The 15,216-nt window shown below is 72.4% G+C and carries 15 protein-coding genes; 12 read left to right on the forward strand and 3 right to left on the reverse strand.

What is annotated here, in order from left to right:
• Positions 1-152 precede the first annotated feature (152 nt).
• The gene (locus ABZV93_RS14345) at positions 153-608 is read right to left on the reverse strand and encodes a DUF3515 domain-containing protein (protein WP_354934986.1); all 456 of its coding nucleotides are present in this window, start codon (positions 606-608) and stop codon (positions 153-155) included.
• Between the two features lie 17 nt (positions 609-625).
• Entirely contained in the window at positions 626-859 is a 234-nt protein-coding gene (locus ABZV93_RS14350) for an Lrp/AsnC ligand binding domain-containing protein (protein ID WP_092656218.1), read from the reverse strand.
• Positions 860-1,230: 371 nt separating this feature from the next.
• Here ABZV93_RS14350 and ABZV93_RS14355 point away from each other — a divergent pair, with 371 nt between their 5' ends.
• The gene (locus tag ABZV93_RS14355; RefSeq protein ID WP_354935654.1) at positions 1,231-2,259 is read left to right on the forward strand and encodes a thiamine-phosphate kinase; all 1,029 of its coding nucleotides are present in this window, start codon (positions 1,231-1,233) and stop codon (positions 2,257-2,259) included.
• Positions 2,260-2,402: 143 nt separating this feature from the next.
• Here ABZV93_RS14355 and rpmB read toward each other — a convergent pair whose 3' ends face one another.
• Entirely contained in the window at positions 2,403-2,588 is a 186-nt protein-coding gene (gene rpmB, locus ABZV93_RS14360; RefSeq protein ID WP_092656217.1) for a 50S ribosomal protein L28, read from the reverse strand.
• Between the two features lie 204 nt (positions 2,589-2,792).
• Between rpmB and recG the strand changes: the two genes are divergently transcribed.
• The 11 genes from recG (at position 2,793) to ABZV93_RS14415 (ending at position 15,183) form a co-directional block, all read left to right on the forward strand.
• A complete protein-coding gene (recG, locus tag ABZV93_RS14365) occupies positions 2,793-4,994 on the forward strand; it encodes an ATP-dependent DNA helicase RecG (protein ID WP_354935657.1) in 2,202 nt (733 codons plus the stop codon).
• A 114-nt stretch (positions 4,995-5,108) separates the two neighbouring features.
• Entirely contained in the window at positions 5,109-5,717 is a 609-nt protein-coding gene (gene rsmD, locus ABZV93_RS14370) for a 16S rRNA (guanine(966)-N(2))-methyltransferase RsmD (protein WP_354934990.1), read from the forward strand.
• Positions 5,718-5,787: 70 nt separating this feature from the next.
• Complete coding sequence (gene coaD / locus ABZV93_RS14375; protein WP_354934992.1) at positions 5,788-6,273, forward strand: pantetheine-phosphate adenylyltransferase; 486 nt, start codon at positions 5,788-5,790, stop codon at positions 6,271-6,273.
• A gap of 79 nt (positions 6,274-6,352) precedes the next feature.
• Positions 6,353-7,012 (forward strand): hypothetical protein, encoded by a 660-nt coding sequence (locus tag ABZV93_RS14380; protein WP_354934995.1) that lies wholly within the window; start codon positions 6,353-6,355, stop codon positions 7,010-7,012.
• Between the two features lie 244 nt (positions 7,013-7,256).
• Positions 7,257-7,814, forward strand: coding sequence for a DUF177 domain-containing protein (locus ABZV93_RS14385; RefSeq protein WP_354935660.1), 558 nt, complete (start codon positions 7,257-7,259; stop codon positions 7,812-7,814).
• A gap of 4 nt (positions 7,815-7,818) precedes the next feature.
• Positions 7,819-8,010 carry a 50S ribosomal protein L32 gene (gene rpmF / locus ABZV93_RS14390; RefSeq protein WP_092656213.1) on the forward strand — a complete coding sequence of 64 codons (192 nt, stop codon included), beginning with the start codon at positions 7,819-7,821 and terminating at the stop codon, positions 8,008-8,010.
• 16 nt (positions 8,011-8,026) lie between these two features.
• On the forward strand, positions 8,027-8,791 hold the full coding sequence (gene rnc, locus ABZV93_RS14395; RefSeq protein WP_354934998.1) for a ribonuclease III: 765 nt from the start codon (positions 8,027-8,029) through the stop codon (positions 8,789-8,791).
• A gap of 15 nt (positions 8,792-8,806) precedes the next feature.
• Positions 8,807-9,664, forward strand: a complete 858-nt coding sequence (gene mutM, locus ABZV93_RS14400; protein WP_354935001.1) for a bifunctional DNA-formamidopyrimidine glycosylase/DNA-(apurinic or apyrimidinic site) lyase — start codon at positions 8,807-8,809, stop codon at positions 9,662-9,664.
• A 288-nt stretch (positions 9,665-9,952) separates the two neighbouring features.
• Complete coding sequence (locus ABZV93_RS14405; protein ID WP_354935004.1) at positions 9,953-10,150, forward strand: hypothetical protein; 198 nt, start codon at positions 9,953-9,955, stop codon at positions 10,148-10,150.
• Positions 10,151-10,430: 280 nt separating this feature from the next.
• The gene (smc, locus tag ABZV93_RS14410; RefSeq protein WP_354935007.1) at positions 10,431-13,991 is read left to right on the forward strand and encodes a chromosome segregation protein SMC; all 3,561 of its coding nucleotides are present in this window, start codon (positions 10,431-10,433) and stop codon (positions 13,989-13,991) included.
• Between the two features lie 94 nt (positions 13,992-14,085).
• Complete coding sequence (locus tag ABZV93_RS14415) at positions 14,086-15,183, forward strand: iron-siderophore ABC transporter substrate-binding protein (RefSeq protein ID WP_354935010.1); 1,098 nt, start codon at positions 14,086-14,088, stop codon at positions 15,181-15,183.
• Positions 15,184-15,216: the final 33 nt, after the last annotated feature.

Raw genomic sequence — 15,216 nt, forward strand, 5'->3', positions numbered from 1 at the left:
GCCGACCCGGCGGCTCGCGATGGGCCCGGCTTCGCCCGGGACGTACGCAGCGCCTCGGGCGAGCTGAGGACGAGGGGTCCCCTGACGCACGGCCACCGCGTCGGGGGATCCCTGCGGTGTACCTGAGGGATTCGCCGCGGGCCGCTGTTGGGTCACACGCAGGACTTACGGGCGGGGACCGCCTTCCGGACGGCCTCCGCGACGTCCACCAGTGCGTTCGACGGCGGTTGGTACGCCGTCGGCACCGACACCTCGACGTAGGCGTCCCGGCCGACGGTGGTGAAGATGTAGCCCCGGGTGGCGCGTTCGGAGAACCACCCGACGCCGTCGATCACCAGGCACTCCGAGGCGGCCCGCAGCTTCGCCGGGCGGTCCACGCCGCAGCGCAGCAGGATCGGCGGATCGCCCCACGCCGCGGCGTTGCCGGAGGACGGCTGCACCACGCGCGCCGACTCGCCCAGCACCTTCGTGGGCAGGGCGGTGAAAAGCCTTCGGCAGGCGGCTTCGGCAGTACCGGTCGGGTGCGGCGGCTCGACACGCACGGTCGGTTCGCCGCAGCCGGCCGCGAGCAGGCAGAGCGCGGTGAGTGCGGCGAACGACGCGAGCAACCGGGACGGTGGCCGGATCAGATGTGGACCACCGGGCAGGTGAGGGTGCGGGTGATGCCGTTGATCCCCTGCACCTGGGCGACGACGAGCCGGCCGAGCTCGTCGACGTTGTGGGCCTCGGCCCGGACGATCACGTCGTACGGACCGGTGACGTCCTCGGCGAGAGTGACGCCGGTGATGTGCGAGATCTCCTCGGCGACCTCGGCCGCCCTGCCGACCTCGGTCTGGATGAGGATGTAGGCCTGAACCATCGATACGTCCTCTCGGGCTGGAGGGCCTCACCTCGCGGTCGTTCGCACGATCGTCTCGGTGGTGATGCTCCAAGGTCGGTCAAGTGAGTGAGCACGGTACCGCGAGGCGGCCGCTCCGCGCGCCCCCACCCTGCCAGCCGCCGGCCCGCGATCCTCGCCGCGACGCCGCTCGGCGGCAAACCTGAGGGATGTTTCAGACGCTACCCCCGAGCGGCCCGTCGACAAGGGCGCGCGGCGGAGGTGCTCGGCAGGGTGCGCCGCCAAGGGTGCGCCGCCAAGGGTGCACCGTGCCGGTTCCCGCCGGGATGGGACACGGCACGATGAGGGCTGACATCAACGACGCGAGGTCAGGAGCGGCGCAGGTGACGCAGATCAGGGGAACTCAGGCGGGCTCTCGACGACCGGCCGGCGGCGCCGAGGGTGCCGGCGGCACCGTGGCGGAGCTGGGGGAGTTCGGGCTCATCGCGGCGATGAGCGCGCGCCTCCCGACCGGCCCGGACGTCCTGCTGGGCCCCGGTGACGACGCGGCCGTGATCTCGGCTCCGGACAACCGCGTGGTCGCCACCACCGACATGCTGGTGGAGGGGCGGCACTTCCGCCGCGACTGGTCGCCGGCGTACGACGTGGGCCGCAAGGCGGCGGCGCAGAACCTCGCCGACGTCGCGGCCATGGGCGCGGTACCCACCGCGCTGCTGGTGAGCTTCGGTGCACCGCCGGACCTGCCGGCGCAGTGGGCGCTGGACTTCGCCGACGGGCTCCGGGACGAGACGACCGCGGCGGGGGCGTCGGTGGCCGGCGGCGACGTGGTGGCGTCGGGACCGATCGTCGTCTCGATCACCGCGCTCGGCACCCTTCAGGGACGCGCGGCGCTGACCCGGTCCGGTGCCCGGCCCGGCGACGTGGTCGCCGTGTGCGGGCGGCTCGGCTGGTCCGCGGCGGGGCTCACCGTCCTGGGCCGCGGCTTCCGGTCGCCGCGGGTGGTCGTGGAGGCGCACCGCCGGCCGGAGCCTCCGTACGACGCGGGCCCGGAGGCGGCCGCGCTGGGGGCGAGCGCACTGATCGACGTGAGCGACGGACTGCTCGCCGACCTCGGGCACGTGGCCCGGGCGAGCGGGGTGCGCATCGACGTGGACACCGCGACCCTGGAGGTCGCCGACCCGCTCCGTGCGGTGGCGGCGGCGATCAACGCCGACCCGCTGGCGTTCGTCCTCACCGGCGGCGAGGACCACGCGCTGGCCGCGACGTTCGGCCCGGACGCCGACCTCCCCGAGCGGTGGCGGGTCGTCGGCCGGGTGCTGGCGGCGCAGGACGAGGGGCGGCAGAAGGAAGCCGGCGAGCTGTTCGTGACCGTGAACGGCGAGGAGTACGACGGCCCGACCGGCCACGACCACTTCCGCTGAGGCCGGGCCGCAGACCCGGCCCCGGACACGCCACGTGGCCGGCCACCCCCGAGGGGGTGACCGGCCACGACAGTCAGTCGATCTTCGTACGATTCAGGTTGTGGTACGGCGTTCGGCGCGGCCCCACGCGAGTGGGGCCCGGATCAACGAGTGACCTTGCCCGCCTTGAGGCAGGAAGTGCAGACATTGACCCGCTTCGGGGTGCCGTGGACGGTCGCACGAACCCGCTGGATGTTGGGGTCGAAGCGTCGACGGGTGCGCCGCTTCGAGTGCGACACGTTGTTGCCGAAGCCGGGCCCCTTGCCACATACGTCGCAGACGGCAGCCACCGGAGACTCTCCCGAGCAAAAATGAGGACATGGACCGCTGCCCAGCACACGCCAAGCGCGCGGGGCAACCGGTCGAGAGTATCCGACGCCCACACGAAAGCGCCAACCGGCCCGGTGGGGGTGCCGCCCGCTAGCCTCGACGGCAACGACCGTGGAGGTGTGATGGCGAAGCTCCTGCGGCTTCCGGAGAAGGCCGAGCTGGGCATGCCGTTGTCGGGGTTCGCGAAGGCCGAAGTGCTGAAGGCGATGCGCGATCGGCTGGAGCTCGCGACCCTCGGTGATCTGCTGCGACATTACCCCCGGCGCTACGTCCAGCGGGGTGAGCTCACCAACCTCCGTGGGCTCAGCAAGGGCGAGGAGGTCACCGTCCAGGCCGAGATCAAGTCGGTGACGTCCCGGTCGATGAAGAACCGCCGGGGCAACCTCGTCGAGGTCGTGGTGACCGACGGTTCGGGCGAGCTGAAACTGACCTTCTTCAACCAGAGGTGGCGGGCCAACCAGCTGCAGCAGGGGATGCGCGGACTCTTCGCCGGCAAGGTCGACTCCTACCACGGCGCCATGCAGCTCAGCCACCCCCACTTCGTACTGTTCGGCGACCGGGGCGGTGACTTCTTCGACGCCGAGTCGATCGTGGAGGAGTTCACCGGTGCGCTGATGCCGATCTACCCCTCCACCGCCAAGGCCGCGACCTGGAGCATCGCCCAGATCGTGCGCAGCGTGCTGGACGCGCTGGGCGAGGTGCCCGACCCGATACCCGCGCGGGTGCGCGAGCGCCGCGGCCTGCTCGGCCTGCGGGAGGCGTTCGAGGCCGTGCACCGGCCGGAGTCCTTCGCCGACGTCGAGGCCGCCCGGAAGCGGTTCCGGTTCGAGGAGGCGTTCGTCCTGCAGACCGAGCTGGCCCGGCGCCGGTCGGCCGCCCGGCAGCTGGCCGCGCGTCCCCGGGTCGCCGAGGAGGGCGGCCTGCGCGCGGCGTTCGAGGCCAGGCTGCCGTTCGCGCTCACCGACGGCCAGCGCGCGGTCGGGGCCGACATCGAGGCCGACCTGGCCCGCGACCACCCGATGCAGCGGCTCCTGCAGGGTGAGGTGGGCAGCGGCAAGACGGTCTGCGCGCTGCGGGCCATGCTCACCGTGGTCGACGCGGGTGGCCAGGCGGCGCTGCTCGCGCCCACCGAGGTGCTCGCCCAGCAGCACTACCGCTCCATCACGGCCCTGCTCGGCCCTCTCGCCGAGCGCGGGTTCATCGGCGGTGCCGACGACGGCACCCGGGTGGCGCTGCTGACCGGTGGGCAGGGCACCGCCGCCCGCCGCAAGGCGCTGCTGGAGGTGGCCTCCGGCGAGGCGGGGGTGGTCGTGGGTACGCATGCGCTGCTGGAGGACAAGGTGCAGTTCGCCGATCTCGGGCTGGTGGTGGTCGACGAGCAGCACCGGTTCGGCGTCGAGCAACGCGCCGCGCTCACCGGGAAGGCCGGCGGTGTTCCGCCGCACGTGCTGGTGATGACCGCGACCCCGATCCCGCGCACGGTCGCCATGACCGTGTTCGGCGACCTGGAGGTCTCCACGCTCAGCGAGCTGCCGAGCGGACGCGCGCCGATCCAGACCAACGTCGTCCCGCTGGCGGAGAAGCCCGACTGGATCGACCACGTGTGGCGCCGGGTGCGCCAGGAGGTCGGGGCCGGGCGGCAGGTGTACGTCGTCTGCCCGCGGATCGGCGACGACGAGGGCGCGGGTGGCGCCGGTGGCGAGGACACCGACACCTCCGACCGTCCGGTCGACGCCGAGGCCGACGGCACGCGGGAGATGACCGCGGTGGTGGCGCTGGCCGCCGAGCTGGCCGAGGGGCCGCTCGCCGGGCTGCGGGTCGAGCTGCTGCACGGCCGGCAGCCCTCGGACGCCAAGGACGCGGTGATGCGCAGATTCGCCGCGGGCGAGATCGACGTCCTCGTCGCCACCACGGTGATCGAGGTCGGTGTCGACGTACCCAACGCGTCCACGATGGTGGTGATGGACGCCGACTGGTTCGGGGTCTCCCAACTGCACCAGCTGAGGGGCCGGGTCGGCCGCGGCGGCCACCCCGGGTTGTGCCTGCTGGTGACCGGAGCGGCCGAAGGGTCACCGGCGCGAGCCCGGATGGACGCGGTGGCCTCGACCACCGACGGGTTCGAGCTCAGCCGGATCGACCTCGAGCACCGCCGGGAGGGGGACGTCCTCGGCGCCGACCAGTCAGGCCGGCGGTCGAGCCTGCGGATGCTCGCCGTGATCCGGGACGAGAAGGTGATCGCCCAGGCCCGCACCGACGCCGCCGAGGTCGTCGCTACCGACCCCGGGCTGCGCGGTGAGCCGGCGCTGGCGGAGGCGGTGGCGGCGCTGTACGACGACGACCGAGCCGACTACCTCGAGAAGACCTGAGCCGCTGACCGGCCCGGCGTCGCGCGACGGCCCCGGCCTCGCCGGACCGTCCGGCCCGCCGGGTGGGGCGGGCTGATCCCGGGGCGGTGCCCGGCGTGCGAGAGGATGGCGGCGATGAGCCGCATCGTCGCAGGAGAGGCCCGCGGGCGCCGGCTGAGCGTGCCCGACGGGAAGGACACCCGGCCGACCTCGGATCGCGTACGCGAGTCGCTGTTCGCCTCGCTCAGCTCCGAGCTGGGCTCGCTGGAGGGACTGCGGTTCCTGGACCTGTACGCCGGCAGCGGCGCCGTCGGGATCGAGGCGCTCTCCCGCGGTGCGTCCGCCGTTGTGCTGGTCGAGGTGGCCCGGCGAGCGGTCGGGGTGATCCGGGACAACCTCCGCAAGGTGGGCCTGCCCGGGGGCAACCTGCTGGTCGGCCGGGTCGAACGCGTCGTCGGCGCCCCGCCACCGGAGCCGGAGGCGTTCGAGGTGGTCTACGTCGACCCGCCGTACTCCCTGTCCGACGCCGCGGTGGCCGCCGTCCTGCGTGACCTCGCCGGCAACGGCTGGCTTGCTCCCGACGCGGTGGTCGTGGTGGAGCGGTCCGCACGGTCCGCCGCGTTTCCGTGGCCGCCCGGGTTTTCCGCCGACCGCATGCGGAAGTACGGCGACACGGCTCTTTGGTACGGTCACGCCGCGGGCGGGGAGGGCACCATCGACGGGGACGGTGCCGCCGAGGGGTAGCACCTCTCGACGACGGCGACGGGGCAGCAACAGACGGCCACAGCACGGCAACAGGGCAGGGGAGGCGCCAGTGCACCGCGCGGTGTGTCCGGGGTCGTTCGATCCGGTGACCAACGGTCACCTGGACATCATCGTGCGCGCGGCCCGGCTCTTCGACGACCTGGTCGTCGCGGTCGGCGCCAACCCGCGCAAGGCGGGGTTGTTCAGCGTGGACGAGCGGGTCGAGCTGATCCGGGAGGTCACCAAGGACCTCGCCGAGGTGCGTGTCGCCGTGTTCGACGGGCTGCTGGTCGACTTCTGCCGCGAGCACGGCATCCAGGCGATCGTGAAGGGGCTGCGGGCCGTCGGCGACTTCGACTACGAGCTGCAGATGGCGCAGATGAACCTCCGGCTCACCGGCGTCGAGACCGTCTTCGTCCCCACCAGTCCCGAGTACTCTTTCCTCTCGTCGAGTCTGGTCAAGGAGGTCGCGACGTACGGTGGCGACGTCTCGGGTCTGGTGCCCGAGCACGTCCTGAGCCGGCTCACCGCTCGGCTCGGTGAAACCCAGGCCTAGCCGGCCCCCGGGCCGAAGGGCGACGTCGCCCGAATCCCCGTCGCCGACTCGGCAGGGGCCGCATCGGAAAGGACAGATCGTGGACGTGCAGCACAAGCTCGACGAGCTCCGCCGGATGGTGCAGAGCGCCCGGTCGGTGCCGCTGTCCGCGTCGTGCCTGGTCAACCGGACGGAGTTGCTCGCCGGGCTCGACGAGGCGCAGCGGATGTTCCCGGAGGAGTTCGAGACGGCCCGCAAGGTGGCCGCCGAGCGGGACGCGATCGTCGCCGAGGGGCGGGCCGAGGCCGACCGGCTGGTCGCGGAGGCCCGCCGCGAGCGTGCCGAGCTCGTCGAACGCACCGACATCCATCGCGAGGCCCGCGCCGCCGCCGACGAGCTGACCGCCAAGGCTCAGGAGGAGGCGGAGGGGCTGCGCCGTGAGGTCGACGACTACATCGACGGCAAGCTGGCCGGGTTCGAGATCGCCCTGCAGAAGACGCTGACCTCGGTGGCCCTAGGCCGGGAGGAGCTGCGCGGCCGGGACCCGAACGCCCGCCGGGGCGGCGACGGCCCGAAGTCGCCCGCGGAGGTCGACGAGTACGTCGAGGCCAAGCTCGGCAAGTTCGAGCAGTCCCTGCGCAGGACGCTGGACTCGGTGACCCGCGGCCGGGAGCGGCTGCGCGACCGCAGCGGCCTGGACGACTCCTTCGCCGGCGGCGACCCTGACGGGCCCCCGCTGCCCGGTGAGCGAGCGGACTGATCCCGCCCGTTTCGGGTAGTACCTTTCGGGTAGTACGCCCCGCTTGGTCCGGGTTCGCCCCGGTGGGCGTCCCGCGTCCCGTACGCTCCCCGGACGGACACGGGGAGCGAGCGCCCGGGCCGCGTTGAGTGCATCACCGTCCCATCGGGTACCCTCGATAGCCGGTCTCGATCGAGGCCGAATCCAGCCCTGCGACCCAGAAAGCAAGGACGCCTTGAGCACCGTCGACCCTCAGGCGCCGCTCGTGTTCGACACTCGCGAGCTCGGCCGCCGCCCGGGGGCACAACGTAAGCTCCAGCGTTCGGTGCCCGCACCGGCTGGACTCGGCATCGACGTCCTCGGCGTCTCCGAAGGCTCCGACATTGAGCTCGCTCTGCGGCTGGAGTCGGTGATGGAGGGGGTGCTCGCGTCCGGCACGGCGCGGGTGCTGCTGACCGGTGAGTGCGTGCGCTGCCTGGAGCCGCTCGAGCAACAGCTCGACGTCGACTTCCAGGAGCTGTACGCCTTCCCGGAGAGCGAGATCGAGGAAGACGAGGCCAGTCGGCTCGAGGGCGACCTGCTCGACCTCGAGCCGGTGGTGCGTGACGCGGTTGTGCTCGCGTTGCCGTACCAACCGGTGTGCAGTGACGACTGTCCGGGGTTGTGTCCGCAGTGCGGCGCGCGCCTGGCAGACGACCCTGACCACCAGCACGAGGCGGCGATCGACCCTCGATGGGCGGCGCTGGCCACGGTCGTGCCGGACGACCAGAACGACACGGACGAGGTCGCGGGTTCGCCCCGACGGCCCGAGGTAAAGGAGTAGTGGCGTGGCCGTTCCCAAGCGGAGGGTTTCGCGGAGCAACACCCGCAGCCGGCGGGCGCAGTGGAAGGCGTCGGCCCCGCAGCTGGTCGTGTGCGCCAACCCCGCGTGCCGGGCCTCGCACCTGCCGCACCGTGCGTGCCCGCAGTGTGGACAGTACGGTCCTCGTGCGGGGCGCCGTCAGGTTCTCGACGTCTGAGTTTCGGTCTGAGTCAGTGGATCGCCTCGGGGGGACAGTGGCGTACGCCGAGCTGAACACCAAGCTTGGTCTGGTGCTGGACGACGCGTTGCTCGAACGCGCGCTGACGCACCGGTCGTACGCCTACGAGAACGGCGGCCTGCCGACCAACGAGCGCCTGGAGTTCCTGGGCGACGCGGTGCTCGGCCTGGTGATCACCGACGCGCTGTTCCGCACGCATCCCGACCTGTCCGAGGGACAGCTCGCGAAGCTGCGGGCGGCGGTGGTCAACATGCGGGCACTCGCCGACGTCGCCCGCCGGCTCGACCTGGGCAAGTACCTCCGTCTCGGCCGCGGTGAGGAGACCACCGGCGGCCGGGACAAGTCGTCGATCCTGGGCGACGCGGTCGAGGCGGTCATCGGCGCGGTCTACCTCGCCGGCGGGTTCCCGCTGGCGCAGGAGTTCGTCCACCGGCTTTTCGACCCGCTGCTGGAGGCGTCGGCCCGGCTGGGCGCCGGTCTGGACTGGAAGACCAGCCTGCAGGAGCTCACGGCACGTGCCTCGCTGGGCGTGCCGGAGTACGTCGTGGAGGAACGCGGCCCCGACCACGAGAAGGTGTTCACCGCCCACGTGGTGGTCGGTGGCACCGACTACGGCGTCGGCACCGGCCGCAGCAAGAAGGAAGCCGAGCAGCAGGCTGCCGAGGCGGCCTGGACGGCGATCCGCACCATGCTGGGTGAGAGCACCGACGGCTCCGCCGACCGGTCGGCCGGCGGCACCGCGGGTGCCGCTCCGGCCTGAGCGAGGGGACCGGGCATGCCGGAGTTGCCCGAGGTCGAGGTCGTCCGCGCGGGGATCGAGAAGCTGGTCGTCGGGCACGCGATCGCCACTGTGGCGGTCGGTCATCCCCGGCCGGTACGCCGGCACCTGGCCGGCCCTCAGGACTTCGCCGACCAGCTCCTCGGGCACCGCATCGTGGGGGCCCGGCGGCGCGGGAAGTATCTGTGGCTTCCGCTGGACAGCAGTGACGCCTTGCTGGCTCATCTGGGAATGAGCGGCCAGTTCGTCGTCGTACCCACCGAGCGCCCGGACGAACCCCATCTGCGGGTGAGATTCACGTTCACCGACCAGCCGACGTGGGAGCTGCGGTTCGTCGACCAGCGGATGTTCGGCGGCCTGTCGATCAGTCCCGGCGGCGCGGAGCTGCCGGCCGAGATCTCACACATCGCCCGGGATCCGATCGATCCCGAGTTCGCCGACGACGAGTTCGTCGCCGCGCTGCGCCGCCGGCGTACCGGTGTCAAGCGCGCCTTGCTCGACCAGCGGCTGATCTCGGGCGTGGGCAACATCTACGCCGACGAGGCGTTGTGGCGGGCCCGGCTGCACTACGCCCGGGCGACCGACACGCTGCGCCGGGCGGAGGCGCGGACGCTGTTGGCAGAAGTCCGCACGGTGATGAACGCCGCTCTGGCCGCCGGTGGCACGTCGTTCGACAGCATGTACATCAACGTCAACGGTGAAAGCGGTTACTTCGCGCGTTCGCTTTCTGTGTACGGCAGGGAAGGCGAGCCCTGTGAACGTTGCGGAAACGCCGTGCGGCGGGATCCCTTCATGAATCGGTCATCCTTCACGTGCCCGAAGTGCCAGCCCCGTCCGCGTCGCGGCCGATGGTGATACGCCGGACAATCAGCGCCGCAGATACTCGAGGCGGTTTTCCTTGTATGCAAGGGATCTGAGCTGTCATGCACAAGATGCCACCACTTCGGCCGGCTCGCCGTCCGAGGGCGATATTGCCCGACAAGTGGGGAGTGCGATCACTTGACTACAGTGGGTCGCGGTGCGGTCACCTTGACGGCATGGCCCTCTGGTGAGATTCTAGAAACACCGCCGCGCTCCCTGCCCCACTTGAGTGCTGCGACATTGCGACCCAAACCTTAGGTCACTCAGCGTGGAGGACCCCATATGGCGAAAGCGCTCCTCGGCCACGTTGGTGGCCCCGACCCCCGTCTGGTCTCCGAGGTGCGACGTCTGCAAAAGCGAGTATCGGAGCTGGAGGCGCATGTCATGCGTCTTCAGGCAGAAAACGACTCCCTCTCCGCATTGGTGCACGAAGACCAACTGCTCACCATCGACGCCAGGCACGAGCCCGCGTTGACCTGAGGGAGATCCGGTCTCACTGAGTGGACCAGCCTCGAAGGACCGAGATGGAACGGGACGCCTCATCTGAGGCGTCCCGTTTTGTTGTGCCTGGAACGTTTCCGACGACGTTTTCCCGGCCGCGTCGCGAACGGCTCCGGCACTCGCCCCCGGTATCGTCGGGCGCAGGTCCCCACCGGCCCCTACGGCCGCCACACCCGGAACAGTGCCCAGACCACGCAAAGGCCGGCGTCCCGGACGATCGAGTCCCGGCCGGCCCCGGAAGCACCGAGGAGAGCGCGCGTTGTACCTCAAGAGCCTGACGCTCCGTGGGTTCAAGTCGTTCGCGTCCTCGACGACCCTGCACTTCGAGCCCGGCATCACCTGCGTGGTCGGCCCGAACGGCTCGGGCAAGAGCAACGTCGTGGACGCGATCGCCTGGGTGATGGGTGAGCAGGGGGTCAAGAGCCTGCGCGGCGGCAAGATGGAGGACGTCATCTTCGCCGGCACGTCCGGGCGGGCCCCGCTGGGCCGGGCCGAGGTGATCCTCACCATCGACAACAGCGACGGCGCTCTGCCGATCGACTACGCCGAGGTCACCATCAGCCGGATGATGTTCCGCAACGGCGGCTCGGAGTACAGCATCAACGGCCGCACCTCCCGGCTCCTCGACGTCCAGGAACTCCTCTCCGACTCCGGCATCGGCCGGGAGATGCACGTCATCGTCGGACAGGGCCGGCTCGACTCGATCCTGCACGCGACCCCGGAGGACCGGCGCGGCTTCGTCGAGGAGGCGGCCGGCGTCCTCAAGCACCGCAAGCGCAAGGAGAAGGCGCTGCGGAAGCTGGACGCCACCGAGGGAAACCTCACCCGGCTGCAGGACCTTCTGTCCGAGATCCGGCGTGCGCTGCGGCCGTTGGGCAAACAGGCCGAGGCGGCCCGCAAGGCCGCGGTGATCCAGGCCGACGCGCGCGACGCCCGGTTGCGGCTGCTCGCCGACGATCTCGTCCAGCTCACCACGACGCTCGCCCAGGAGGTGGCCGACGAGTCCGCCGTACGCGAGCGCCGCGCCGCTGTCGAGCGCGAGCTGAGCGTCGCCCAGGCGCAGGAGGCCGAGCTGGAGGAGAGCCTGCGGGCCGACGCGCCGCGGGTGGCCCGGGCACAGGAGACGTGGTACCGCCTGTCCAGCCTGAAGGAACGGCTGGGCGGCACCGCCGGACTGGCCGCCGAACGCAGCCGCCATCTCGCCGAGGCCCGCGAGGAGGAACGCCCCGGGCGCGACCCCGATCAGCTGGAGGAGGAGGCCCGCCGGGTGCGGGCCGAGGAGGAGGCAATCGCCGCGGAGACCGAGTCCCACCGCGAGGCGCTGGACCAGGCGGTCGGACACCGGCAGGCCTCAGAGCGCGCGCTGGCGGAGGAGGAACGCCGGATCGCCGCGCTGTCCCGGGCCGCCGCCGACCGGCGCGAGGGCCTGGCCCGGCTCACCGGCCAGGTCAACTCCGTCCGCAGCCGGCTGGAGGCCCGCGAGGCCGAGGTGGAGCGGCTCACCGCCGCCCGCGCCGAGGCGAGCGAGCGCGCGGAGCAGGCGCAGGAGGAGTTCGTCGCGGTGGAGAGCCAGGTGGCGAGCCTGGACGCCGGCGAACGCGGTCTGGACGCGGAGTACGAAACCGCCCAGGCCGCCCTGGAGGCGCTCGAGGAACAACTCGTGACGCTGCGCCAGGACCAGCAGGAGGCCGAACGCGAGCGGGCCGCGCTGGCCGCCCGCAAGGAGGCGCTGGAGCTGGGCCTGGCCCGCAAGGACGGCGCCGCCGAGCTGCTCGCCGCCACCGAACGCGTGTCCGGACAGCTCGGCTCGGTCGCCGCCCTGCTGTCGGTGGAGCCCGGCTACGAGGCGGCCGTCGCCGGCGCGCTGGGCCGGGCTGCCGACGCGGTGGCGGTGGAGTCGGTCGACTCGGCCGTGGCCGCGCTGCACCACCTGCGTACCGAGGATCTGGGCCGGGCCGGGCTGCTGGTCGGCGGTGCCGGACCGGGCGCCGAGGGCGCGCCGTCGGACTGGCCGGCGCTGCCTCCGGGTGCCCGCTACGCCGTCGACGTGGCCAGCGCGCCGGCGCAGGTGCTTCCCGCACTGGTCCGGCTGCTGGCCAGGGTCGCCGTGGTCGACGACCTCGCGGCGGCCCGGGCGCTGGTCGCCGACCAGCCGGACGTGATGGCCGTGACCCGCGAGGGCGACCTGCTGGGCGCCCACACCGCGTACGGCGGTTCGTCGGCCCAGCCCAGCCTGCTGGAGGTCCAGGCCGCCGTCGACGACGCCACCGAGCGACTGCGCGAGGCGAGCGCCCGCGCCGAGCGGCTGCGGGCCGAGCGCACCGAGGCGGAGGAGCGCCGCAAGGCCGCCGCCGCCACCGCGGAGCAGGCGCTCGGCCGGCTGCACGAGTCCGACGCCGAGCTCGCCGCTGTAGCCGAACGCCTGGGCCAGCTCGGCTCGGCGGCCCGGTCGGCGCAGGCAGAGGCCGAGCGGCTCGGCACCGCCATCGAGGAGGCCCGGCAGGCCGTCGTCCGCGACCAGAGCGGGCTGGGCGAGCTGCAGGAGCGGCTGTCCACCGCCGAGGACAGCCCGGACGAGGAGCCCTCCACCGACGAACGCGACCGGCTCGCCGAGGTGTGCCGCGACGCCCGTCAGCGTGAGATGGAGGCCCGCCTCGGGCTCCGTACCGCCGAGGAACGCGGCCGGGCGATGTCCGGCCGGGCAGACTCCCTCGAGCGGGCGGCCCGCGAGGAGCGCGCGGCCCGCGAACGCGCCCGGGTGCGCCGCGAACGCCGTGCCCGCGAGGCCCAGGTCGCCACCGCCGTTCTTTCCGCCGTACGACAGGTCCTCACCCGCCTGGACGGCTCGCTGGCCGAGGCCGGGCGGGAGCGCCAGGAGGCCGAGCAGGCCCGCACCGCCCGCGAGGCGCAGATCAACACCGTCCGGCAGAAGGTCCGCGCCCTGGCCGGGGAGCTGGACGAGCTGACCGACTCGGTGCACCGCGACGAGATGGCGCGGGCCGAGCAGCGGCTGCGGATCGAGCAGCTGGAGACCCGCGCCATCGAGGAGCTCGGCGTCGACCCGGAGACCCTCGCCCGCGAGTACGGCCCGGAGGTGCCCGTCCCGCCGTCCCAGCCCGCACCGGGTGAGGAGGCGCAGGGTGAGCCGCGGCCCTACGACCGGGCCGAGCAGACCAAGCGGCTCAAGGCCGCCGAGCGGCAGCTGAACCTGCTGGGAAAGGTCAACCCGCTCGCGCTGGAGGAGTTCGCGGCGATGGAGGAACGCCACACGTTCCTGTCCCGCCAGCTGGAGGACCTCCGCGCCACCCGCAAGGACCTGATGGAGATCGTCCGGGAGGTCGACGAGCGCGTCGAGCAGGTGTTCACCGCCGCCTACCGCGACGTGGAGAAGCAGTTCGAGCAGGTGTTCGACCGGCTCTTCCCGGGTGGGGACGGGCGACTCGTCCTGACCAACCCCGACGACATGCTCACCACCGGCATCGAGGTCGAGGCCCGCCCGCCGGGCAAGAAGGTCAAGCGCCTCTCGCTGCTGTCCGGCGGCGAACGCTCGCTGGTCGCGGTGGCGTTCCTGGTCGCGTTGTTCAAGGCCCGGCCCAGCCCGTTCTACCTCCTCGACGAGGTGGAGGCGGCGCTGGACGACACCAACCTCGGCCGGCTGCTGGAGATCTACGAGGAGCTGCGGGAGAACAGCCAGCTGCTCGTCGTCACCCACCAGAAGCGAACGATGGAGGTCGCGGACGCGCTGTACGGCGTGTCGATGCGCGGCGACGGCGTGTCGGCGGTGATCAGTCAGCGGATGCGCGAGGCGGAGTCCGCGTAGGGCCGGTCAGCCCGGAGCCGGTCGGTGATCTTCGTCGGCGGGTAAGCGAATCGGTGAGTCCCGACCGGTGGCACTACCGAAAGAGGCGAGCCCGGTGAGTCCCGCTTCCGTACGACGTGTCCGCGCCGCCCTGGCCGGCGTACTGCTCGCCGTACTGCCCGCCGCCGGACTGGTGGCCTGTTCCGGTGGGGGGTCGCCGGCACCGGGCATCTCGACTTCCTCGGGTCCCTCGGCGACTCCGAGTGTGTCCGCGACCGTGAGCGCCTCCGCGAGCCCGGCGTCCGCGGCCGCGCGTGCCCGGGCTGCTCGGGCGGCCCGGGTTGCCGCGCCGAAACCGGTGACCGTCTCCGACGTGAACGGTGCGGTGCGGCTGAAGGCACCCGCCCGCCGGGTGGTGGCGCTGGACTGGACGTACGCCGAGGACCTGCTGGCGGTCGGTGTCCGTCCGGTCGGCGTGGCGGACAGGGCCGGCTACGCGGCCTGGGTCGGTGGGGGTCCCCGGCTGGACCGCACCACGGTCGAGGTCGGGCCGCGCCAGCAGCCCGACCCGACGGTCGTACGGGCCCTGCGGCCCGACCTCATCCTGATCGGCAAGGACGAGACCAACGCCCTGGTGGCGCAGATGCGCCGCATTGCGCCGGTGCTGGTGTTCGACCCGTACCGGTCCGACATGTCCGCCTGGGACGAGATGCGGACGACGTTCGTGGCGGTGGCCCGGGCGGTCGGCCGTGACGACCAGGCCGCCTGGGTCCTGCGCGGGCTGGACGAGGCGATCGCACGGAACCGGTTGAAGCTGGCCGCCGCGGGTGCGGCGAACCTGCCGGTGGCGCTCGCCCAGGGTTACTCCGCGGAGGGTGTGCCCACGATCCGGATGTTCGGCCGGACCTCGCTGGCAGGTGATCTGGTGAACCGGCTGGGCCTGCAGAACGACTGGCGGGGGGAGCCGGACCAGTACGGCCTGTCGACGGTCGGTCCGGCCGACCTCGGCCAGGTGTCCTCGGCGGACTTCCTCTACCTGGCCGACCCGCGCAACGACATCTTCACCGGCGCCATGACCGACGGGCCGGACTGGCGGGGGCTGGCCTTCGCGGCCGAGGGCCGGGTGCACCGGCTCGGGGCGAGGACGTGGTTCTTCGGCGGTCCACTGTCAACCCGGGCCTGCGCCGACGCGCTCACGCGTGCGCTGACCTGACAGCGGATGCCGGATTTCTCCTTCTCTGACGCA

The organism is Actinopolymorpha sp. NPDC004070 (assembly GCF_040610475.1).
Taxonomy (GTDB): domain Bacteria; phylum Actinomycetota; class Actinomycetes; order Propionibacteriales; family Actinopolymorphaceae; genus Actinopolymorpha.

Coding starts and splice junctions, on each gene's coding strand:
- mutM (WP_354935001.1), top strand. CDS start 8,807: ATGCCGGAGTTGCCCGAGGTCGAGGTCGTCCGCGCGGGGATCGAGAAG.
- ABZV93_RS14350 (WP_092656218.1), bottom strand. CDS start 859: ATGGTTCAGGCCTACATCCTCATCCAGACCGAGGTCGGCAGGGCGGCC.
- recG (WP_354935657.1), top strand. CDS start 2,793: ATGCCGTTGTCGGGGTTCGCGAAGGCCGAAGTGCTGAAGGCGATGCGC.
- ABZV93_RS14405 (WP_354935004.1), top strand. CDS start 9,953: ATGGCGAAAGCGCTCCTCGGCCACGTTGGTGGCCCCGACCCCCGTCTG.
- rsmD (WP_354934990.1), top strand. CDS start 5,109: ATGAGCCGCATCGTCGCAGGAGAGGCCCGCGGGCGCCGGCTGAGCGTG.